Consider the following 22812-nt stretch of genomic DNA (forward strand, 5'->3'; position numbering starts at 1 on the left):
TTGTTATTTAATAGCAAGCTTTGAAGGCTTTAATTATTAATTCGTGTTACTAGTTTATGATATAAGGCAGGAAAAAATCGTCTGATATATACCATCAACAATTCCTTTTTACCCACCAATATTTCTTTTTTTTCTTTCTTTACCGCTTTTAAAATTTTTAATGCACATTCTTTAGCCAACATTCCATTTGCCTGTCCGTTGTCCATTTTGTTGTACGATTCGCCCGATTCAATTAGTGCATTACGCGATATATTGGTATTTATCCGACCTGGTGAAACAATAGTTACCTTTATATTTTCTTTCACCAATTCGGCTCTTAAAGATTCAAAATAGCCTTGAATTGCATGTTTTGATGCAGAATAAGCAGTTCGCCACGGGAAACCAAATTTTCCTGAGATACTGCTTACAACAACAATATGCCCTGATTTATTACTGAGCATTTGTGGTAACACAAATTTGGTTAAAGCCACAACACTAAAAAAATTCAATTCCATAATACTTCGATCGTTTTTTAATGGAGTATCCTTTGCCAAGGATCGTTGACTTCTTCCGGCATTGTTAATTAATAAATCGATTTTTCCTGTTTGCTTCAACACCTTATTTACATGCGCTTCCAATTGACTAATGTCCGAAAGATCCATAACCTGGAGCCAGCATTTTGATGTTTTCTGCAAACACTTCTCTCTTACTTGCTCTAGTTTTTTGTCATTACGAGCAGAAAGAACCAGAAAAGCACCTTCGCTAGCAAAAGCATAAGCTAACTCTTCACCAATTCCCGATGAAGCTCCAGTTATCCAAACCACTTTATTTCTAATCTCTTTCATAAAATGCCGCTCCTTTCTTAAAAACTCATTTCCGCCCTAAAAAATATTCCATTTCTATCGGTAAAATCAGATCCTTCGAACTTACCTCCTAATTGCCGAACATACTCAACACGCAAAATTTTAAATATATTCGCCAATCCAAATCCTATTTCACCGTAAGGTGATTTCTTATTGTTTTCGTAGTAATCGGGCAAGTCGAATACTCCTTTGTACGAATGATTCAATTTTCCATGATGAATTTTTAAGGAAACGATCTCTCTTAATTTCAATTTTTTAACTAAAGGAATACGATTCAAAATAATACCGCCTCCATTTATATGCAAATGAGTATTTGTGTACAAATTATGAGCGAAAGATGCATGATGCAATAAATTAAATCGATACTTCGCATATCCTAAAGACATAGAACCTACGGGCATATCGAGTAAATCAAAAGGTGCATCGCCCAACAAATATCCGCCGTTCACCATATAATTCATAAACACCTGCCCCATAACAATTCTGCCTTGAATCGATCCATTAAATTGAACATAGCTTCCAAAATCATCATCGTTACCCGAAATAGATGTTTTACCCATATCAACACTTAAATTTACTATCGGAATTGGATTCATATAGTAAACCCGATCGAAATAATATTTATCGAAGTTCTGATGAAAAGTTAACTTATAATTCATTAGCACACCATAGTTTTGATATCGATTGTAAGTAAGTCCATTCCGATGAAAAGTTACATCAGGAGTAGTTGTACTCGATAAAAAGTAAGGTGAAAATTCAAAATGCATATCACTTTTAGTATGATATTCAAACCTCATATCAACGGACTTCTCCTCTTTGATATAAGGGTTTTTCTCTCGGGTGGTAAACGAACCTATAAAGTTACTATTCCCCTTAATATTTGGGTTGTTCTTTATAAATCGCAAATATTTATCTTGAGATACTAAATTGTAATCATCGGAATAATTGAATCGCATAATAAACTGATCGCTTTTTTGAGGCTGATAGATTAAATTCAATCCATACTTTAACTCCTTACTTTTAGTTCCCACACCTAAAAATCCACCAACTGAAAATCGTTCCCACATTCTTTCATTAGTACGAATTGGAGCAGTAATCCGTGTTCCCTCAACTGTATTGGTTGTATATATACTAAAAACAGGACCAATATCAAATTTCCCAGCTTTCATGTAACTACTTAACACAATTCCACCAATAGCATCAACACCTTTAACAGCTCTTTCCTGTTTTAATTTCCCAACACGATCGTAGTTTTCTTCTTCTATGTCGTTGGCAATAAATTCGGCTTGATTTTTCCAAACACTTGCTTTAACTTCGTTTAAACGTTCGGCAGTAGAGTATCGGGTTGTTTTACTGATTAACCAGTTGCCACTACTTACATTCTCCATTCGCTTTGAACTGTAATTAGAAAGTGAATCCTTATTAATTCGAAGGGACATATTGAGACCAACCTCTTGTTCCTCGTAAAACCAACCTCCTTCGTTGCGCTTTTTATAATTTACTTTCCCTTTAAATCCGTTCACAAAATTCAGATTGGCTTCCTGAGGAATATTAGCCTCTATTTCGGTCAATGCAAAACTTCCATCTTCAATGGTAAAGTGTCCAGAAAACAACGGATTGTAGGGGTTTTTTGGAGCAAAAGAAAAGCTATAGTATTTTATATTATTAACAATAGTACTATCGTTATAATACAAATGATAATACAACATAGCCGAATTACTCAAAGGAGATATAAATCCGCGATCCAGAATATTAATTTGATCCTTATAAAAATCCAGGTCAACAACAACATTATTAAGAATCATAGACTCGATTGCCTGATTGAGATTTGGAAAAATTCCATCTCTTTTTTTGAAGGCAACAGAAGAACTGTCGGTGGTATAGCTCATTGCTTTTTCAGCCAAATAAATCGGCGAAAACCGAATACTTTTATCGTCCGATTCGAGAGTTACCTCATTAATATCAGAAATAAATCGATTTACTTTAGATGCTGTATCGATAGCAATATAAACAGTTGTGTTCTCGACACTTTTATAATTGCTAACACTCTGAATTTGTTGCCTATTTTCCTTTTTATGTTCTTGAATGAGGTCGAATAGCACTTTTGCTCTAGGAACTTTAGGCTTTACCTTTACCTCGCTCAATTGCATAACATCATTTTCCAATAGAACTTCTATTTGATAACCACTTTTTTTAATCGATATTTTTTCGGATTTATAACCAACCGACGAGACACATAAAGTATCAGTTTTCGAAGACGAAATCCGAAAAAAACCATTTAAATCGGATGTTGTTCCCAGTGTTGTTCCCTGAAACCAAACATTCGCAAATGGAATTGCTTCCTTACTATCCTTATCTTTTACATAACCTGAAAGTTCTTGTGCAAAAAGTCCCGAACTAAAAAGAGTAAGTAAAACACTTATCGTTATTCTGTACAACATTGAAGTTCTTATTTGTCCTCTTTTTTCATCAACCAGTACAATCCCTTTACACCAATTTTAATATCATCGAGTTTGAACAAAACGAGGATTTTTTCGATATAAGCGACAGCACCCCAACCAATTGCCAGGTAGTACATCCAAGGATAAAATCCAAAAACGAAAAGAATAAAAAAGAAAATACTTTGAACATATCCGGCAGAAACAGCAGAATATAAATGCAGTCCTGGAATTTTTCCAAATCGGAAAAAAGAAACAAAATAACTCAATACAAATACAGTAAGAAAAATGTAAAGAATTAATGCATGAGGTTCAATTTCTGTCCATTTAAAAACGAAAAGACCTAACAATGCCATTGCATAGGTACAAATATCGGCCAAGTTATCGAGTGCAGCACCAAAATTTGTTTGAAGCTTGAAATAACGAGCAATATTCCCATCTAAAACATCGCTTACTAAACTAATACATAACAAAATAACAAATAGGTTTTCTTGCTTTGTAAGAACTGTGTATAGAATTACCGGAAATACTAAAAGACGATATAAACTAATAAGGTTTGGCACGTTTAAGACACTTTCCCCTTTTACCATTATTTTTTTCATACAATTTATAATCAAATTTGTAAATATAATTTACCAAAAATCAATGCCAAACAACATTCGTTAACTTTAAAATACTTTATACACCTGTTGAATTAACTTGCACGAACGTATATATTTTTAACCTTTTTGTTGGAAAGACTATCCAAAAAATATTCAAGCATTTTATGAATTGTTTGCTCGTTTGCCTCATAAGCTCCATCCGAATCTATAAAACAGTCAAGATTTTTAGTGTCAAAACGCAGATTCGTACTCACGTAACTCCCTGTAAAAGACATTCCAATAGATATGATTCTTTCAACTACATTCATCTCTTCCTTTTTTATAGATTCTGAAGGTTCAATATGAATGGGTAATAGCTTACACAGGCTATTTATAATATTTTTATTCTTTGTTGAATTTTTAGCAATAAAATTCATGATAACTGGCAATTCTTTAGCCTCGGCAGTTCTCATTAAATAACTTACCACGGTATCAATTGGAATCAAATTTTGTGTAGACTCTGGATCAACTTTAACTCTAACCTTCGAATTTGGACTACGATGGGCAAGTCCATGCACTCGTTTGGCAAAATCAAATATACCGTAATCGGTTTTTGTAACTCCCGATTGATTGTTGCCTACTACCTGAGACAAACGTAAGATATGTATATCTAATCCTTTTGACTCCCTATATTCTCGAATGATATTTTCAGCATATCGTTTCGATTGTTCGTAGTAGTTACGAAATTTAGAGATGTCTTCGTTATCGTAAAAGCGTTCCTCAAATACACCACTAAATTTACCGCAAGAGTATGCTGTACTAATAAAAAAGAATCGTGAGGTTTTATTCGAAAATTCCAAAAATACATTCAGCGAATTTTTCACTCCATCAATATTTGTTGCGAAAATTTCGTCCTTTGATTTCAGATCATATTTTAAGCTAGCTGCAAAATGGTAATAGTCCACATCTCCGTTAAAAAGATCCTCCAAAAGATCTTTTTCCAATCCAAAATTATCATCTAAAAGTGAGTATCCATAAACAGTTAAATTTTCGGGCACACAATAATCTGCATCATTAATTTCGGCAAGCACATTATTCATTCTATCTCTAGAAGAACATTTATTACTATCCCTAACCAATGCTATTACCTCATAATTCTGTTTCAGTAATTCAGTTATAAAATTAGAAGCCACAAACCCATTAGCTCCATTAATAATTATTCTCTTCATCTTCTTTTTTTATTTACTATTCATTACCAGAAATATAATTTACGCATTGTTTTTGTAATAAATTAACATCACAAAAATAATACTAACATGACCACAACACTTAAGGGTATTGTTAAGTTATCCGATCCTCTCCAACTAATAAATTCCGCTAAAGTACTCACCAATGCGATGGAGGAAGCAAGCCAAAATGTTTTCAAATCGAACAATTCTCTATTAAAATACAGTGCTATTAAACTAATTACAAAACTTGTTAGAAGAAATGCTCCGGAGCCAAGCCAGGTTTTATTGAATTTATGCCCTAACAATAATATCTGCCCATTCATCTTTTTAATGTTCATTCCAAGAATTGCAGCCATTGGATCACAAATAGCCAAAATTACCATCGGGAGAACATAAATTAATTTTATTTGCAACTTGTACGAAATGTAAAAAGTTAGGTAAATAGAAAGTGGCAATAAATAACTTCCTATTGATTTTCTTTCGATATCGTGTATTGATTGTAACTTGTTGCTGTATTGCGTAACAAACAAAAGAACACAAAACAGCAAAGCCAATACTAGTATGTACCAGTGTGATGTAAAAATGTAAGGAAAAGGTACTGTTGCCAAACAAGCTGCAAAATGAGCAAACTTTCGGGTTATTTCCCCTTTTACTTTTAATCTCCTATAATTCAATTCATTAAACGCCAATAAAAGAACAATTCCAACTAAATATACAAATGAAAGTATGACAATATTATTCATGCTTATTTTTTAATTAACTCAACAAATAAAAATAAAATGCTCCCCAAGCCCCACCTGCAATAAGACTATCAAATCGATCCAAAAAACCTCCATGACCAGGAATAAGTTTACTAAAATCTTTAACCTTATATTTTCGCTTATAATAAGAAGCCGCTAGGTCTCCTAAAAATGCAAAAACCACTACTCCAACCGCCATTGCTAAGGTTTTAAAACTTACCCCTTCATACAAATCTCCCAATAGTAATGAGCTAGCTATTGCAATGACAGCACCACCAACCAATCCTCCCAAGGTTTTATTAGGACTTATTGTCGGAAAAATCTTTTTCTTTCCAAAAAGCTGTCCACTAATCTGACTAAAACTATCGAAAATGGAAAGTATTAGAAAAACAAACAAGAGTACTTTCCAGTGCAAACCACTAAAAATGAAAAAGCCAACAGATAAACTAATTAAAATTACTAATGACCCTACAAAGAAGGTATTCCTTTTAATATAACTGAACGACCTGAGTCTAATTAGTTCAAATATGCTACAAAAAATAATTCCCAAAGTCAAAAATCTAAAAAATTCTGGTTGAATAATAATACTAAAAAAGATAATATGAATAATCAAAAAGTAGGAAGCAAACTTCGTATAGCTTTTTTTGGCCACTTCGGGCTCTCTTTTCCGATTAATAAGATAAAAGCCAATTCCACCCAAAACAAAATAACTGAAAATAATGACATAGATGATTTTAATCATTTTTCTCTTTTTTTCCTAGCCCAAAATCATCGCAAATCCAATTGCAACAATAACTAATGCATAAATATATTTAACTTTACTCTCCGATTTATCTGTCTTTACTTTCGATAATAGAAAAGGCCCAAGCAATGCTCCCATTGCAGATCCTATTGTTAATAACCCAACTAAAGTAAAGTCGACTGTTCCGACTAAACAATGGGCACCAACCGCGAACAAACCATTCGCTAAAACTACCATTAAGGAAGTTCCAATTACCATTTTTAACGGAATATTCATTGAAAATAATCCTGCCAAAATAGGCGCTGTTCCGCTTGTACCAAACGTTCCAGTAATTAATCCCGCACACAATCCAAAGAATGAAATTTTTGCTTTTTCAAAGCCAACAATACCATCTTTGGCCTGTGTTTTGTTATTGATATTGTATATCATCTGAAAGGCAATTAGGATGGAATATATCCCAAACCCTATTTTCAATTGATTAGCACTAATTAAACTTGTAATGCCCGCACCCAAAATCGCTCCAATTACACCGGCAATGGCAAACAAGTATCCAATACGAAGATTCACATTCCCTTTTTTATAATGAGCAACAGTGCCAACGATACCAATTGGCAAAGTAGCCACTAAAGAAGTGAGAACCGCAGTTTGGGTTGGAACCCTAATGAGTAGCGTTAGTATTGGCAGAAAGAAAAATCCGCCACCTCCACCAAGCATAGTTCCAAACAATCCAATTACAAAACCCAACAAAGGTAATAAAAAATAAAAATTCTCCACCGTAGAATCACAAATCATAACCAATTAATTTACATAGTCAAATAGTTGTCTATATAGTGAGTTATCTATAAGCTAATTAGGACTCATTACTTGTAATTTGAAAATTTTTAATATTCATTTTTTGAACATACTCTAAAGAACGAACCTTCATATTCGAACTTCTTCCAGACTCCAAATTACTTACATGAATAGATTTAGGATAATATTTACCATTAGAGTTGCTTACCTTGATGTAATCGGATAATGCAGTAAGACTTTGCAATTGATCCTTGCTATTGTACTTTTCGACACGCAATAAATACTCTTCTTTTATCGATATATAGGCAATTGCATACTCTTTCTCTTCTGGCTTTTCCACTTTAATTTTGTAACAATCTGTTCCATTCACTTCATCATTACCTAGCATGCTAAATAAATAATCCGATTCTACAACTGAACTAAACTGTGTGATTGGAATTTCACTTCCCATCAATTTTAAATTTCTATTATTTGCTCTGAATTTTTGAATTTTACCAGAAGCAGGCATATAAATCTCAATAATCCCCTTTTTATCCAAGTAATTGGTGGTTAAAATTCTTGTTCCTTTCACTTCCTCGGGAGCAGTTATTTCAATCATCACTTTTTTCTGCTGATTAAATTCACCAAAAGCAACCGATAAGGATTTTGATTTTGTATTTCCTTTCTTATCAAGAATTTCCAAATCGAGATTCAAACAAACGTTTTTAAGAGAAAGTTTTTGCTTCGAGTTTTCAAAGAGTTCTTTAGCTTTTACATGATCAGTACTCGTGGCAAATAGGCTATTCACACCAACGAATAAGCACATGAAGAAAAATATCTTTTTCATATCAATTTAATTTAACTTGGTTCTAAAAATCGTGGTTTACTTACAACAATTACGGCTGGAATCAGCAACAAAGCACTAATTAGGCATGAAAAAATGGAAACAACTACCAATACTCCAAAAAATCGAAGCGGTGCAAAACTTGAAAAAATAAGAATAGTAAAACCAACAATCACCGAAAAGGCATTGAAAATAATTCCTCTTCCAGCTGTTTTCAATGTATTCACAATTGCCTGTTTACTATCTTTTAGTTCTGCATATTCCGACTTGTAGCGCCATAAAAAATGGATGGTATAATCAACACCAACACCAATCATAATTGAAGATAACAATGCAGTAACGATATCCAAAGGAATACCTAAAAAACCCATCAAACCAAACAAAAACAAGCTTGACAAAATTAATGGCAAACTTCCCTTCAGCCCAGCGATGATAGATTTAAAGATTAAAGCCAATAATACGAAAATAATAATCAAAGCCATAATTAACGATTTTATTTGCCCTGAAATTACCATATCAGCAATTTGAATTTTAGATAAACCCGGTCCGGCAATACATACCAGATTTGGATCCTTTTCGGTTAACTCTCCCAAGGCTTTTAATATTGACTTCATGGTTTGATTACTACCATCTGTCATACTAACCAGAATTCGAGCATACTCATAATTGTAATCTATTAATTGAGAAGCCGAGCCATCGTAACCACTCATAGCTAATAACTCCATATATTGTAGTGCCTCATCCTCGGTTGCCGGCAATGCTTCGAAACCCAATTCATTTGGCTCGTACATCCCTTTGCTCAATTCTTTAAAGAAGGAACTAGGCGAAATAATATGGCCTACATGGGGAATTTTCCTGATCTCTTTGGTATAATTCTCCATCCGATTTAACACTTCGGGAGCTAAAACATCACCCTTAAATAAAATAGACACATATTGAGATCCACCAAATTTTTTATTGACCAATTCAATCCCCTTTTTAATATCTGATTTTCCAATAAAATAGCTTTCTACATTAGTATCTACTTTTAAAAAGAAGAGTCCAAAAGAACTCAGCATGGTAACGATAATAAAGGTAGCAATTACTCTTTTAGGATAACTATTTACCCATTTTGCGAAAAGCTCGAGAACATAAGTAATGAAAAATTTCTTATGAATTTCCTTCCTCTTTTTATCTTTTGGAATAGGGTAAAAACTCAACAAAACGGGCACCAGAAACAAGCTCATTAACAATGCCAACCCGATACCAACAGCAGCCAAAACACCAAGCTGGGCAGCAGGAGGCATTTTATGCGAAAGCAAACCCAAAATTCCACCAATTGTAGTTAAAGCGGTAATTAAAATTGGCTTACGTAATTCGTAGTATATTTCGATCACAATATCTTTCATGCTTCGATCCTGCGAATACTCCACTTTTTCTTGATACAAATTAATTAGATGAATGCTATAATCATTGGCTATTGCAATTAGCATGATTGGCAATAAAATTGTTATTAATGAAATTTCCCAACCAATAATTGCCATTAGTCCAAAAGAAAATACAATAGACAAAATCACAACAACAAATGGAATAAAAACACCCTTCCACTCCCTAAAGGAAAAATATAACATTAAAAGCATTAAAATAATTGCACCTGGCAACAGGGTAATCAAATCATGTTTAATATATGATTTTATTGATTGCCTAACATAAGCCAAGCCTCCAATATAAACATTCTCTGTTCCTGGATTATTCTCTATTACACTTTCAATTTCCTTAACAATCACATTATCATCTACCTTTGTTGATTTACTTAAAATAATTGCAGTTGCAGTTAAATCCTGAGACACAAATCGTTGTCCCATTTCATTATTTAAAATCCTTTGTGTTAACATGGATAATTCCTTTGGATCTTCTGGTATATCATCCAAAATCGGATCAAAACTGGTAATCCCATCTTCTAATTGAATCTCGATCACATCCAAAAGCGACATACACCTTTCTACCCCATCCAAATCATGCAGATCAGTAGTTAATTTAAGAATTCGATCGTAAGTATCTGAATTTATAATCCCCTCCTCATTTGTGAGAATTAAAAGTAATTTCTCACTTCCTCCAAAAATACTATCCAATTTTTCTAAATAAGCTCTGTTTCCAACTCCAGCTGGGATATAATCGTTAAAACTTGGATTAATTCGAAGTTTTGAAAATTGACCTACTGATAGAACAGCAAGCAAGATAGCACCACTCAGTACTAAAATTCGATATTTATGAATTAATTTACTCACAATTACTTGATATACTTTTGTTTATTACTAATCCTTGTTTAAATGCATTTTGGCGCGTAAAATTAAATAAATTAAACTAAGCAAGTGCATTTTATTCTAAGATTTTGAAACAGTTAACATTTGCACTTTAATCGGCTTAAAACGATAGAGGCTGAATCGATATGGATTCAGCCTCTGTTTTATTTTCAATATCTATTCTTTTATCCGATCATAAACCCTCTGCGGTATTTTACACTCCTTACCTGAAGCTTTCACTAGATCGATGTATTTTTCCTATTACCGGATAGCCTAAAAAAAATATATACAATGTATTCATATTATTTATTCTTTTCAATTTGAATGCCCTTATTATTCCGACCAGTATAAATTGCTTTTGAATCAATAAAATAACAAGTATCTTTAATGTATAATTTAATAATCGGTTGGTAGGCTTTATTATAATCAGTACCTTCAATTGTTTTCACATATGATATATATAAAGTATCTCCATATATTTTATTTTTACATAAATCAGAAAAATAAGTCATATGACCAACACCTACAAAACGTGACGTATCACCTTTTACATCAATAGTATAATAGTATAGCATATTACCATCGATTCCATCAACTTTTCCTTCTTTATTATCTCCTATAACAATTTTCAATCCATATGTACCATTAAATTTGTCAATGTCATCACTTTTTTCATTTTGATCTATACATGATATCATAGATAGATAAAATACAAACAAAACAAAATATTTAATCATAATTTCTTTCTTTTAATTTCTATATTTTTCACCTTCTTTAAGATACTTCTGTACACTTTTTTTAATTTCCTTTTTCCACATCTTACCATCTTTATCTAAATCCATTCCTTTATTTGGTTCGTAAGCATCTTTGCGAAGGCTTTGAAGATAAATACTTTCTTGCTTATCTAGACCTTTTCCATCTTTACTGAATACAATATGATCAGGCTTACCAGATGAAATTGGGAACAATACTTGTAAATAAAAATCAACAAATTCCACAGTCTTCCCTTTTAATGGCTTAAAATACTTACCTACATATCCTAATTGTTCAACAACTGTCATGTCAGCAAATTCTTTAACCCGTTTAAGTGTTTTCTTTTTCCCCCAATAATTATAAACTGTTTCAATAGTTATTTCTTTTCCTAATAATCCTTTTGCAGTTGGAGGCATAAATTGTATTAAGCCTGTACCTCCAGAATTTGCAAGATTCGGGGCATCTGTTCGAAATGTACCTCCACTTTCCCATGCAAATACAGCCATTAAATTATTTGCCATTTCAATTTCGCGATCTTCCCCCCATAACCCATTAGCTATCTCTATAACTTTTTGCCTTTCTTCTTTTGTAAATTTCAAACCCCAAATTAATGAAGGATCATCTTCCATCCTCCTCATCTGCTCCACAAAAGCAATAGGGTGAAAATGATATACTTTAGGAGAAATAGGAAATGGCGTGTATTCTTCTTCCTCTTGCTCGTATTCGAAATCTCGATCCCAAGGGTATCGCTTACGAGATTGGTTTCGAATAGGATCGTATATCATATCAGCAGGCATTCCTGACAATTTATTCGGAATGGAAATTTTTACTTTGCTCCAAAACTGCAAATTCGTCACTTTCTGTTTGGTATGCAAAAAACAGCACCACCTAATAACCTTTAAAAATTATCAACAAGAATAACATACAGAGGCTGAATCGATATGGATTCAGCCTCTGTTTATTTTCAATATCTATTCTTTTATCCGATCAAAAACTCTCTGTGGTATTTTACACTCCTTACCCAAGGCTTTCATTAGCTCAATGTATTTTTGATAGGCTTGTTTGGCTTCTTCATAATCACCATGACTGCTATATGCATCTCCTAAATTTAAGTACGCAACTGTTCTTTGAGGGAATTTAGAAACTACATTCTCCAATATATAAATGGCTTGTTGGCAACTACCTGCTTCTATTAAAAAAAAAGCAATATCGTTATATTTTTGAACCGACTCCACATTGATTTCAATATAATTTAGATAATCAAACACATCATAAATTCCTAAATTATATCTCTTTACAATGTCTTTTCTTTCATGCTCTGATTTTAAGATTGTATAACTTTGGCAAAACTTATTCTTCATATTATTATAGCTTACTGAATCAAAAATTGAAATTGACCTAGTATTATCCAAATTTGAAGTATTATTAATATTAGTCGCAAGTGGAACAAAATTAGAACACTCTTCTTGCTCCTCATAATCAATTGAATAAAGATCTAAACTACCCATATAGAACCAATCAGCTTTCTCTTCTATCCATTTATAATAATAATTAACTTCACTTAAACTGCCTGTTCCACTATACTTTTGAGTAATTATAACCCACCCCTTATCAATAATTAAATCACTTAAATTTCCAGGTTCCCTATAAGTAAAAGACTTATTTAACAGAATTCCATTATTTTCTTGAATTTTCACCCTAAATGTGCGATTGTATTCAGCATTTTTAATTAATGTATCAATCACACCATCGTTATTGATATCACCGTATATGGAATCCTTATCAAAACTATCATGTACCCAATTTAATTTTTCTTGACTTTTTATTGCGGAACAATAAAAACAAATAAACAGTAGAATTATAATTTTATTCATTGTATTTATTTTTAATATTTGTGAGTTCTTCTTCGTACCATTCCCAACGTTTCTTTTTCACATTTACTCCATTAATTTTTTTCGTAACAATTTTTTTTGCATTATTTGAATTCATATACGAACTAGTAGCAACACTGTAGTTGGCTACATTTTCGCGATATTTATCACTAAACTCATCAATTTTTTGAAGTGTTTTACTATCAACTTCACCAGTCGGCGTTATTTTCATATAATCGGTCTGAAACTGCTTAACGCCTTCCTCTGTTAATTCTGTGAACTCTTCCGTTGGTAACATTCCCCCAAATCCAGACAAACGAAAATTCAATTCAAGAATAAGTGCACCTTTATCACCTTTACGGTAAACTGTACTCATCCTCCTCATCTGCTCCACAAAGGCAATAGGATGAAAATGGAAAACTTTAGGAGAAATTGGAAATGGCGTGTATTCTTCTTCCTCTTGCTCGTATTCGTAATCTCGATCCCAGGGGTATCGCTTACGAGATTGATTTAGAATAGGATCGTATATCCAATCGGGAGGTATTTCTGGTGTAGTTTTAAGAATAGGAACTTTTACTTTGCTCCAAAATTGCAAATTCGTCACTTTCTGTTTGGTATGCAAAAAAACAGCACCTCCTAATAACCTTTAAAAATTATCAACAAGAATAACATACAGAGGCTGAATCTTTATCGATTCAGCCTCTGTTTTATTTTCAATAACTATTCTTTTATTCGTTCATAAACCCTCTGCGGTATTTTACACTCCTTACCTGAAGCTTTCATTAGTTCGATGTATTTTTGATAGGCTTGGCTAGCATTATCCTTTTCTTCTAATCCCCAGTAAGCATCGCCTAGATTGATGTAGGCAACAATTCGGGTAGGGAAATATTCTAGAACTATTTTCAAAATCATAATTGCTTCACCAAAACAACCTATTTCAGATAAGTAATAAGCTTTATCATTTAAAGTCATAGCATTTCTTTTAGATAAACTCAAATTTCCATTTTCATCCCTATTAAGCCATGTTTTTTTTAATAACTCTCCATTTGTTAGAATACCGACTTCGACTAAAGTGGTATTAATTGGTAATTCATTTAAGGATGTAAAATCAACCGAATTTGAACTATACTGAAATTCAAAATGATAATTATTTTCAGATTCAAAAGACCAATAATCATGCTCTTTATAAAAGACTATATTTCCTTCAAGCTTTTCTTCTTTTAACCAAATAGAAATATTCCAATCTTTACAAGCAAATAGGAATATTTGTTTTTCATTATTTAATGAATAAAAATATCTGTCATTTGTAAATGAATCATTCAGCTCATAAATCTCCTTAATCTCACCATTTGTTTGAGCGCTTACAATTAAGCTAATACACGAGATTAGAATTACTAGTATGGTTATTCTTTTCATCAATTTTCATTTAATTTATTTATTCTTTTCTGTGCAGCCTCACGAACTTTCACTTTATCCTCGGTATCCTTCAGATCCGAGAATTCACTCATTTTATGAATTAAGTATCTATTCTTAATTTTATAATTACTATCAGTTAAATTAATCAACCGATTATATCCTTTTAAAGCTTCATCCTTATCTTTCGTACAACCAGTTTTTTCAAGATCCGGATCATGCCAAAGTCCCCAAGCAAAAGCATAAATTGGATTATCATATGCTTTACTTTCATTAAATTTATACTCAGTAGAGATTTCTTTCTTTATGTTACAATTTGTATAATATGTGAGAAACCCTTTTTTCAAATATTCTAATCTATGATTATATCCATTTAAACCACCATTTATCTTCATTGTAATATAGATAAAATCATTTTCGTCAGCTTCATCATTTAATTTTGCCTTTTTATCCCAAAACCATCCTGCTGAATTTGCTGCGTGAGGACTACTCTCTAATTTTGCTTTATTTGTTGCACTTGTTGTTACATCTTCACCAGAAAAAGTTTGATAAGCTTTGTAATTTGATTCACCTGTTATTTGAATCAAGCCTCTTCCTGGGAAACCACCATAATCAGAGTCTAAAACTCCACCTTCTTTTGTTGCACTCAATCTAGCTGATTCATGAATTATTTGGGCAAGAAAATGCACCTTCCTTAAACATGTATTTATTGAATTATTTTTAAAAGCTTCATTTAACCCAGGCAGATGTTTTTCTATGTCCGAATCTTTCGAATCATACGCAATTGTTTTTAATTCTTCTTTATTCATTTTAGCACTACAACATCCCCCCATCCTCCTCATCTGCTCCACAAAAGCAATGGGGTGGAAATGGTATACTTTAGGCGAAATTGGAAATGGCGTGTATTCTTCTTCCTCTTGCTCGTATTCGAAATCTCGATCCCAAGGGTATCGCTTACGAGATTGGTTTCGAATAGGATCGTATATCCAATCAGGAGGTATTTCTGGTGTCGTTTTGGGAATAGGAACTTTTACTTTACTCCAAAATTGCAAATTATCAACTTTTTGCTTTGTATTCGTAATTGTCAAATCTTTCTTTTGGTTCAATGCATTTTTTTTATCCGCATTCTCTTCTTTATTAATTCCCTCATCAAGAAGAGTCTCTATTTCCGATTGTAAAGAGCTGTACTTAAGCCCCCATTCGCTGGTATGGTAACAAATCATCTTCGAGAGTTTTTTTACAACAAACTCATCACCTAAGCCGGAAGCCAATTCCTTACTACTAAGAATTTTATTTCCATCTTTATCGATTTGTTTCCAAACTGTTTTAATAAAACCTGGTGCATTTTCCTGCTTAAGTATTTCCACCGTTTTATTAAAAACAAACTCATCTTCCTGATCTTTAAAAGTTTCAAAACCAAAAACAGTCCAGTCGTGAGCCGAAACTTCACTTATATTTGCATCGTCAGATTTTATAAAACCTTGAACTTCCGTACTTCGAACAAAGCCTTTATCATCCTTTACTGGAGTCATTGTTTTGATGTCGTAAAAGAACTTATCCGATCCTGCTTGTGTTACTTTCTTTACTTGTGAACTCTGTACAAAATAATCTTCACCAAGCTCGCTCTCTGTTTTATTTCCAGGCTTATTTTTGAATAAGCTTTTTAAATTTGCCGATAAACTAATTGGAGCAGTTGGCTTTTCTGAAACCCCCAACTCCGTTTTTTTCACCCAGTAGATATGATTCCCTGCAGGAGGACAAAAACTAACTTCGCGCTTTTCTTCCTCGCCAGGTAATGATTTTATCCATTCTATCTCAGAAGTACTTTGTAAGGTATCATTAAATACTTTATTCAAATTTTCTAATTTTTCAGGCGTATACTTTGCTGCAATTACTTTATTGTCTTCTTTTTTCTCACTCCCTTTTGTATATTTTAAATCGGCTTTTAAAACTATTCTAATTTGCTTGTGTAATTTAATTCGGCAATACTCTTCATTTTCCCCTTCCGGAAATTCAAGAACTTGAATCTCGTCGTTTGCATAAAATGTAGCAGGATACTTTAAGCTTAATTTACTTCCTTTTGCAAACTTTAAAAACTTTTTTGTATCCTTAACATCATCCTTATCCCCTTCAATTCCCTTTAGAAACTCAGAAGGATCTTTATCGGTAAATACTTCAACATGGGCTGTTTTATATGTTTTATTGCCCTTAAATCCATGAGTTCCTGCGAAACCGAGCTCTTGACCTACTTTAACAAATACTACCTTATTGAAATCATTCCCCGAAATAATTTTATCCATCTCGGCATCAACTCCGTCCACAAGATTAGGTAAACTATCTGCCCACATAATAGCATCACTTACAGGTTTACCATCAATTTTTAATATTTCGTAGTACTTATCTAAGAACTTATCACCAACAACAACTTTCGATCCGTTTTCGACCAAGCGAATAACCGATTCCTTTCTGCTCTTTTTTCTGAGATTTTCTCCTATTTTCCCATTCTTGATCTCAGTACCTTGCACCGTGGTACTTTTAATATGAAACAAGCTAGGGTAACGCTTATTTGCTTTCATCTCAGAAAATGATAAAAGACCTGAATATAATGAATAAAAAACTAATTTGCGACCCTTAGGACTCTTATATTCATGTTGAAGCAACACAAATCCGTTAGAATATTTACTCTCTCCCACTTGTAACGCAGAATTAGGAATTCTATAAGCTATCAAAGTTCCATCGGCAATCGCTTTTATAGGCGAACTGCTATTTTCTGCTACATGAACTCCTCCATGCCAATTAAATAATCGACCAATAGGATAGGTACCTACAATATTATTACATCCTAATTTTTGATCTGGATCACTTATACCATCTACTGGATACTCAAATTTCATACAAGAAAAAATTAAATACTAAAATCATAATCAGGCAAATAACCATGTTTCTCAGCCTCTTCCTTCAAGATTTTCTGATTGGCTTGCGCTTCCTGAAGGTTTGCGTTGGTTGTATCGCCACGAACAATTTCTACCACACTTGAAGCCAGTTTTTGTGCAATACTTATTTCGGGAAAAGGAATTTCCTGGATTGGACTAGTCACTTGGGGGTTGGGGGCAGAGGTGCTGATAAGAATGTTGGCTTCGCCAGACATTACGATGCCGCCATGAGCGGTCATATCACCTTGGCACACAACGGGTACGCCATTAATTAAAACTGATGGATTTCCTTGAGCGACCACATCGGGTGGGCCCACACAAACACACATATCGCCCATAAGAGCAGCGGGTTTTCCGTTGATTAATACATTGGATGCTCCGGGACCTGCTATTGGTCCACCTACATGGGGCACAAGTCCACTGCACATTGGACAAACGTGCATACTACCTACTGTTGCAATTGGTTTTCCTGCCATAATAATTCCGTATTTAAACTAAGAATAGTCGGTAATTTACTTTGCTTTATGATTATATTTCTAAAATAAAATTAGCTTAATCTATTAACCAATATTTAAAGTATAAAGAAAGCGAAATAAAGCTTCTAATTTAGGTATTCTATTTCATATAACAAATTACAATAATTGCATACGAATGTGTATTTTGCCACACTAAATAGCACTATATTAAGACGACACATAAGTACATCAAACACTATGCCACTGATTAATAGTCTGAAAAACGCATTTCCACTAGTAATAAATGTATGTCTTTACAATGTAACAATCTACCAACATGCTTGCGATAGCTATAACTATTAAATCATAAATTAATGGCTATTTTTACTTAAAAAAGAATATCAATAAATGATATTTTATCATAAAACAGACTAGATAAAAGACGACACAGCGTGAAGGATTGTAGCGAAAACCCCACAGCCTGGCTTCAAAATTTGAGAATGGAAATAAGTGATAGTGCTGTGTGACTTTTGGTAGAAAACACGAAAGTGGCTAGGCGAGGAGTTGCAGTGAAAAGCCTGACCCGAAGAAGTGAGGGGCACGCCCAAAAGAAAATGCCGTTCCAACTGAATGAAACGGCACTTTTACTATTTAATCTGCGACAATCCTAAAAAATCATGATTATCTGCGTCTATTTATTATTTCATGCTGGCAATGCGCTCTTCTAAAACTTTAATTTTAGCTTCGGCATCGGCCATTTTCTTTTTCTCGATTTCGATTACATTAGCCGGCGCATTGTTTACAAAACGCTCGTTGCTCATTTTCTTTTGAACCGAAATTAGGAAGCCTTTGGTATATTTCAACTCCTCCTCCATTTTCTTCAACTCTTCCTCTACATCAACCAAGTCGCCAAGTGGAATGAAATATTCAACCGCATTTACAAGGAATGTCATAGCTCCAGTCATATCTCCGTTTGCAACAGTAATCTCCTTTAGGTTACACATTTTAGCCACCACACAATCGAAAGAAGCATCGTAATTGTCGCCCTTCAATTTGTAATTCATTTCTAAAACCTCCTTAAAAGCGATATTTTTTTGCTTACGGATATTACGAACCGCTACAATCACTTCTTTTACCTGCTCGAATTTTGCCAACAAGTTAGCATCATAAGCATCTGGCTTAGGCATTACTGAAACCATGATGCTCTCCTCATCGGAACGATCGGCAAGCAATTGCCATATTTCCTCGGTAAGGAAAGGCATAAATGGGTGCAATAACTGCATCAATTTCTCGAAAAGAACTACCGTTGAGTCGAAAGTTTTACGATCGATTGGTTGCTGATAAGCTGGTTTCACCATTTCTAAATACCAGGATGAAAACTCATCGCGGAATAAAGTATAAACAGTCATTAAAGCTTCGCTGATGCGATATTGCTTGAACTGCTCATCTAACTGTTCCATGGTATTATTTAAACGCGCATGGAAAACTTCAGTTGCAATACGAGCATATTCTGGTTGTTCGATATCGGCAACTTCCCATCCTTTTACCAAACGGAATGCATTCCAAATCTTGGTAGTAAAATTACGTCCCTGTTCGGGCAAGTTCTCGTTAAAAAGTAAATCTCCACCCGCTGGCGAACACAATAACATTCCCACGCGAACTCCGTCTGCGCCATATTTTGCAATTAAATCAAGCGGATCGGGTGAGTTGCCCAATGATTTTGACATTTTACGGCCTTGCTCATCGCGAACAATACCCGTTAAATATACATTCGAAAATGGTTTTTCGCCTCGGTACTCGTATCCTGCAATTACCATACGGGCAATCCAGAAAAATAGAATATCAGGTCCGGAAACCAAATCGTTGGTTGGGTAATAGTATTTGATTTCCTCGTTTTCGGGATTACGAATACCATCGAAAACAGAAATTGGCCACAACCATGATGAGAACCATGTATCCAATACATCCTCATCCTGACGTAAATCTTCTGCTTTGTATGTTTTTCCTGTTTTAGCATTTGCCTCAACAAGAGCTTCTTCTATTGATTTTGCAACTACGTATCCGCCTTCGGGCAAGTAATAAACCGGAATGCGCTGTCCCCACCACAACTGACGGGAAATACACCAGTCTTTCACATTCTCCATCCAATGACGGTAGGTGTTTTTGAACTTAGCTGGGTGCAATTGAATATTGTCGTTCATTACCTGCTCAAGAGCTGGCTCGGCCAATTCCTTCATGTTTAGGAACCATTGCATACTCAACTTAGGTTCGATTACTGCATCGGTACGTTCCGAGAAACCTACTTTATTCACGTAATCTTCAATTTTCACCAAGTTACCTGCTTTCTCTAAATCTGGAAGAATTAGGTCGCGAACTTCGAAACGATCTTTGCCAATGTAAAGCTGTGCCGCTTGGCTCATGGTTCCGTTATCGTTAAAAATATCGATAGTCTCTAAATTGTGCTTATCGCCAATTTCGTAATCGTGAATATCGTGAGCAGGAGTAATTTTTAATGCACCGGTACCAAATTCCATGTCAACATACTCATCTTCGATAATAGGAATGGAACGATTCACCAAAGGTACGATACAACGCTTGCCTTTTAAATGCGCAAAACGTTCATCGTTTGGATTTACACAAACCGCAGTATCGCCCAATATGGTTTCTGGTCGAGTGGTTGCGATGGTAATAAACTCTTCGCTTCCTTCTACCTGATATCTTAAATAGTACAATTTCGATTGTAATTCCTTATGAATAACTTCCTCATCGGAAACGGCTGTTTGTGCCGATGGATCCCAATTCACCATACGAACCCCACGATATACCTTTTCCTTTTTATATAGATCGATAAAAACATCGATTACCGATTCGTAAAGAGATTCGTCCATGGTGAAAGCAGTACGCTCCCAATCGCATGAAGCACCCAATTTCTTAAGTTGCTCTAAGATAATACCACCATGTTTTTCTTTCCATTCCCAAGCATGTGCCATAAACTCCTCACGAGTAATGTCTTCTTTAGAAATGCCTTCCTGCTTTAGTTTGTTTACCACTTTAGCTTCGGTTGCAATGGATGCATGATCGGTACCTGGCACCCAACAGACATTTTTTCCCTGCAATCTGGCTCTACGCACCAATACATCTTGAATTGTATTGTTTAGCATATGCCCCATGTGTAACACTCCGGTGACATTTGGTGGAGGTATTACGATTGTATACGCCTCTCTCTCATCTGGTACAGAGTGGAAGAATCCTTTATCCATCCAATACTTATACCATTTGTCCTCCGATTCTGCAGGATTGTACTTTGTTGGGATTTCCATGTGTTTAACTAAAATTTAAAAATCTATACTACTTAAAAAATTTGGCACAAAATTAAGAAAATCTGAGCGATAAATCTCCAAGAAAAAGCAACAATCTGTAGGAAAGCGATCTGTAAGTTTTTTGCAACAAAAATAATTGAAAATAAGAAGCGAAAAAATTACTGTGAAAATGGGAGCTTGACAACTAAAATTCAGATTTTTAATAGGATGCTGAAAAGCAATAAAAATCATTTTTTTTACATGGTTTTTTACCTACTTTTGAGCAACAAAAAACTTAATTCATAAAATATATAAACACTTAACAAATGCCAAAAATATCAGATAAAGGAAGATTAATGCCTGAGTCACCAATTCGTAAATTGGTTCCTTACGCAGAAGCAGCAAAAGCTGCAGGAAAAACGGTATATCCATTAAACATTGGTCAGCCAGATATAAAAACTCCTGAAGTTGCAATGGAAGCTATTCGAAATTGTACTGAAAAAGTGATTGAATATTCACACTCGGCAGGTAATATTTCTTATCGCAAGAAATTGGCAAAATACTATCAGAACATCGGAATTAATGTTGACGAAAATGAGATGTTGATTACTACTGGTGGTTCGGAAGCAATTACCTTTGCTTTAATGACTTGTATGAATCCGGGTGACGAAATTTTAATTCCTGAACCTTTTTATGCGAATTACAATGGTTTTGCCGTAGCTGCAGGTGTGGTTGTGAAACCAATTACTTCGAGTATCGAAAACGATTTTGCATTGCCTGCAATTGAAGAATTCGAAAAATTAATGACTCCAAAAACCAAAGGAATTGTTATTTGTAACCCAAATAACCCAACTGGTTACCTATACTCAAAAGAAGAATTGAACCAGTTGCGCGAACTAATTTTAAAGCACGACTTGTTCCTTTTCTCGGATGAAGTATATCGCGAATTCTGTTACGATGGCGAAGAACATTTCTCTGCAATGAAGCTGGAAGGCTTAGAACAGAATGTTGTTTTAATGGATTCTGTTTCGAAAAGATACAGTGAATGCGGCGTTCGTATTGGTGCCATGATTACTAAAAATAAAGAAGTAATTACTACCGCTTTAAAATTTGCTCAGGCTCGTTTATGTCCTCCCGCTTTTGGACAAATTGCTGCCGAAGCTTCGTTGGATACACCTCCTGAATATTTTACCGAAGTTTACAACGAGTACATTGCTCGTCGTGATTTTATGGTGGGCGAGTTGAATAAAATGGAAGGTGTTTATTCTCCAACTCCAAAAGGTGCTTTTTACACAGTTGTAAAACTACCAATTGATGATGCAGACAAATTTGCACAATGGATTTTGGAAGATTTCGAATACAAAAATCAAACGGTAATGGTTGCTCCTGCTACAGGATTTTATGCAACTCCAGGCTTAGGTAAAAATGAAGTCCGTATTGCTTACGTTCTTAAAAAAGAAGATTTAGCCAAAGCAATGGAAACCCTTGCCGAAGCTTTAAAAGTTTATCCAGGAAGAACACTATAAATAATTAGAAATTAATAATGGGTAATTAATAATTATCAAACAAACTGTATATTAGTTAATTATAAATAATAAAATACAGCAATACATTACTCA

Annotated in this window: 18 protein-coding genes; 1 reads left to right on the top strand and 17 read right to left on the bottom strand. The window is 34.1% G+C overall.

Annotated elements, in window-relative coordinates; all coding sequences use genetic code 11:
• Positions 1 to 29: 29 nt before the first annotated feature.
• The 17 genes from BZG02_RS15885 to BZG02_RS15965 form a co-directional block, all read right to left on the bottom strand.
• Positions 30 to 824, bottom strand: coding sequence for an SDR family oxidoreductase (locus tag BZG02_RS15885; protein ID WP_101262481.1), 795 nt, complete (start codon positions 822 to 824; stop codon positions 30 to 32).
• A gap of 17 nt (positions 825 to 841) precedes the next feature.
• Positions 842 to 3283 carry a DUF5686 and carboxypeptidase-like regulatory domain-containing protein gene (locus BZG02_RS15890; RefSeq protein ID WP_101262483.1) on the bottom strand — a complete coding sequence of 814 codons (2442 nt, stop codon included), beginning with the start codon at positions 3281 to 3283 and terminating at the stop codon, positions 842 to 844.
• Between the two features lie 8 nt (positions 3284 to 3291).
• Entirely contained in the window at positions 3292 to 3882 is a 591-nt protein-coding gene (locus tag BZG02_RS15895; protein ID WP_101262485.1) for a CDP-alcohol phosphatidyltransferase family protein, read from the bottom strand.
• 92 nt (positions 3883 to 3974) lie between these two features.
• Positions 3975 to 5090, bottom strand: coding sequence for an SDR family oxidoreductase (locus BZG02_RS15900; protein WP_101262488.1), 1116 nt, complete (start codon positions 5088 to 5090; stop codon positions 3975 to 3977).
• Positions 5091 to 5158: 68 nt separating this feature from the next.
• Positions 5159 to 5833 (bottom strand): diacylglycerol/polyprenol kinase family protein, encoded by a 675-nt coding sequence (locus BZG02_RS15905; RefSeq protein ID WP_101262490.1) that lies wholly within the window; start codon positions 5831 to 5833, stop codon positions 5159 to 5161.
• Positions 5834 to 5846: 13 nt separating this feature from the next.
• Positions 5847 to 6572, bottom strand: coding sequence for a phosphatidate cytidylyltransferase (locus BZG02_RS15910; RefSeq protein ID WP_101262492.1), 726 nt, complete (start codon positions 6570 to 6572; stop codon positions 5847 to 5849).
• A gap of 15 nt (positions 6573 to 6587) precedes the next feature.
• Positions 6588 to 7364: a sulfite exporter TauE/SafE family protein gene (locus tag BZG02_RS15915; protein ID WP_101262493.1), complete on the bottom strand. Its 777-nt coding sequence runs from the start codon at positions 7362 to 7364 to the stop codon at positions 6588 to 6590.
• Between the two features lie 58 nt (positions 7365 to 7422).
• Entirely contained in the window at positions 7423 to 8190 is a 768-nt protein-coding gene (locus BZG02_RS15920; RefSeq protein ID WP_101262496.1) for an outer membrane lipoprotein-sorting protein, read from the bottom strand.
• 11 nt (positions 8191 to 8201) lie between these two features.
• Positions 8202 to 10454 (bottom strand): efflux RND transporter permease subunit, encoded by a 2253-nt coding sequence (locus BZG02_RS15925; RefSeq protein ID WP_101262499.1) that lies wholly within the window; start codon positions 10452 to 10454, stop codon positions 8202 to 8204.
• A 317-nt stretch (positions 10455 to 10771) separates the two neighbouring features.
• On the bottom strand, positions 10772 to 11206 hold the full coding sequence (locus BZG02_RS15930; RefSeq protein WP_101262501.1) for a hypothetical protein: 435 nt from the start codon (positions 11204 to 11206) through the stop codon (positions 10772 to 10774).
• A gap of 12 nt (positions 11207 to 11218) precedes the next feature.
• A complete protein-coding gene (locus BZG02_RS15935) occupies positions 11219 to 12079 on the bottom strand; it encodes a lytic transglycosylase domain-containing protein (RefSeq protein ID WP_180335753.1) in 861 nt (286 codons plus the stop codon).
• A gap of 114 nt (positions 12080 to 12193) precedes the next feature.
• A complete protein-coding gene (locus BZG02_RS15940; RefSeq protein ID WP_101262505.1) occupies positions 12194 to 13096 on the bottom strand; it encodes a tetratricopeptide repeat protein in 903 nt (300 codons plus the stop codon).
• Positions 13089 to 13697, bottom strand: coding sequence for a peptidoglycan-binding protein (locus BZG02_RS21045; protein WP_218972267.1), 609 nt, complete (start codon positions 13695 to 13697; stop codon positions 13089 to 13091). The genes BZG02_RS15940 and BZG02_RS21045 overlap by 8 nt, the downstream gene beginning before the upstream one ends.
• 116 nt (positions 13698 to 13813) lie before the next feature.
• Entirely contained in the window at positions 13814 to 14509 is a 696-nt protein-coding gene (locus tag BZG02_RS15950; RefSeq protein WP_101262508.1) for a tetratricopeptide repeat protein, read from the bottom strand.
• Positions 14509 to 17400: a hypothetical protein gene (locus tag BZG02_RS15955; RefSeq protein WP_101262510.1), complete on the bottom strand. Its 2892-nt coding sequence runs from the start codon at positions 17398 to 17400 to the stop codon at positions 14509 to 14511. Before BZG02_RS15955 ends, BZG02_RS15950 begins: the two co-directional genes overlap by 1 nt.
• Before the next feature lie 11 nt (positions 17401 to 17411).
• Positions 17412 to 17882: a PAAR domain-containing protein gene (locus tag BZG02_RS15960; RefSeq protein ID WP_245868113.1), complete on the bottom strand. Its 471-nt coding sequence runs from the start codon at positions 17880 to 17882 to the stop codon at positions 17412 to 17414.
• Between the two features lie 710 nt (positions 17883 to 18592).
• Entirely contained in the window at positions 18593 to 21214 is a 2622-nt protein-coding gene (locus tag BZG02_RS15965; protein WP_101262516.1) for a valine--tRNA ligase, read from the bottom strand.
• A gap of 305 nt (positions 21215 to 21519) precedes the next feature.
• Here BZG02_RS15965 and BZG02_RS15975 point away from each other — a divergent pair, with 305 nt between their 5' ends.
• A complete protein-coding gene (locus tag BZG02_RS15975; RefSeq protein WP_101262520.1) occupies positions 21520 to 22719 on the top strand; it encodes a pyridoxal phosphate-dependent aminotransferase in 1200 nt (399 codons plus the stop codon).
• Positions 22720 to 22812: the final 93 nt, after the last annotated feature.

The organism is Labilibaculum filiforme, from assembly GCF_002843315.1.
In the GTDB taxonomy this organism is placed as follows: domain Bacteria; phylum Bacteroidota; class Bacteroidia; order Bacteroidales; family Marinifilaceae; genus Labilibaculum; species Labilibaculum filiforme.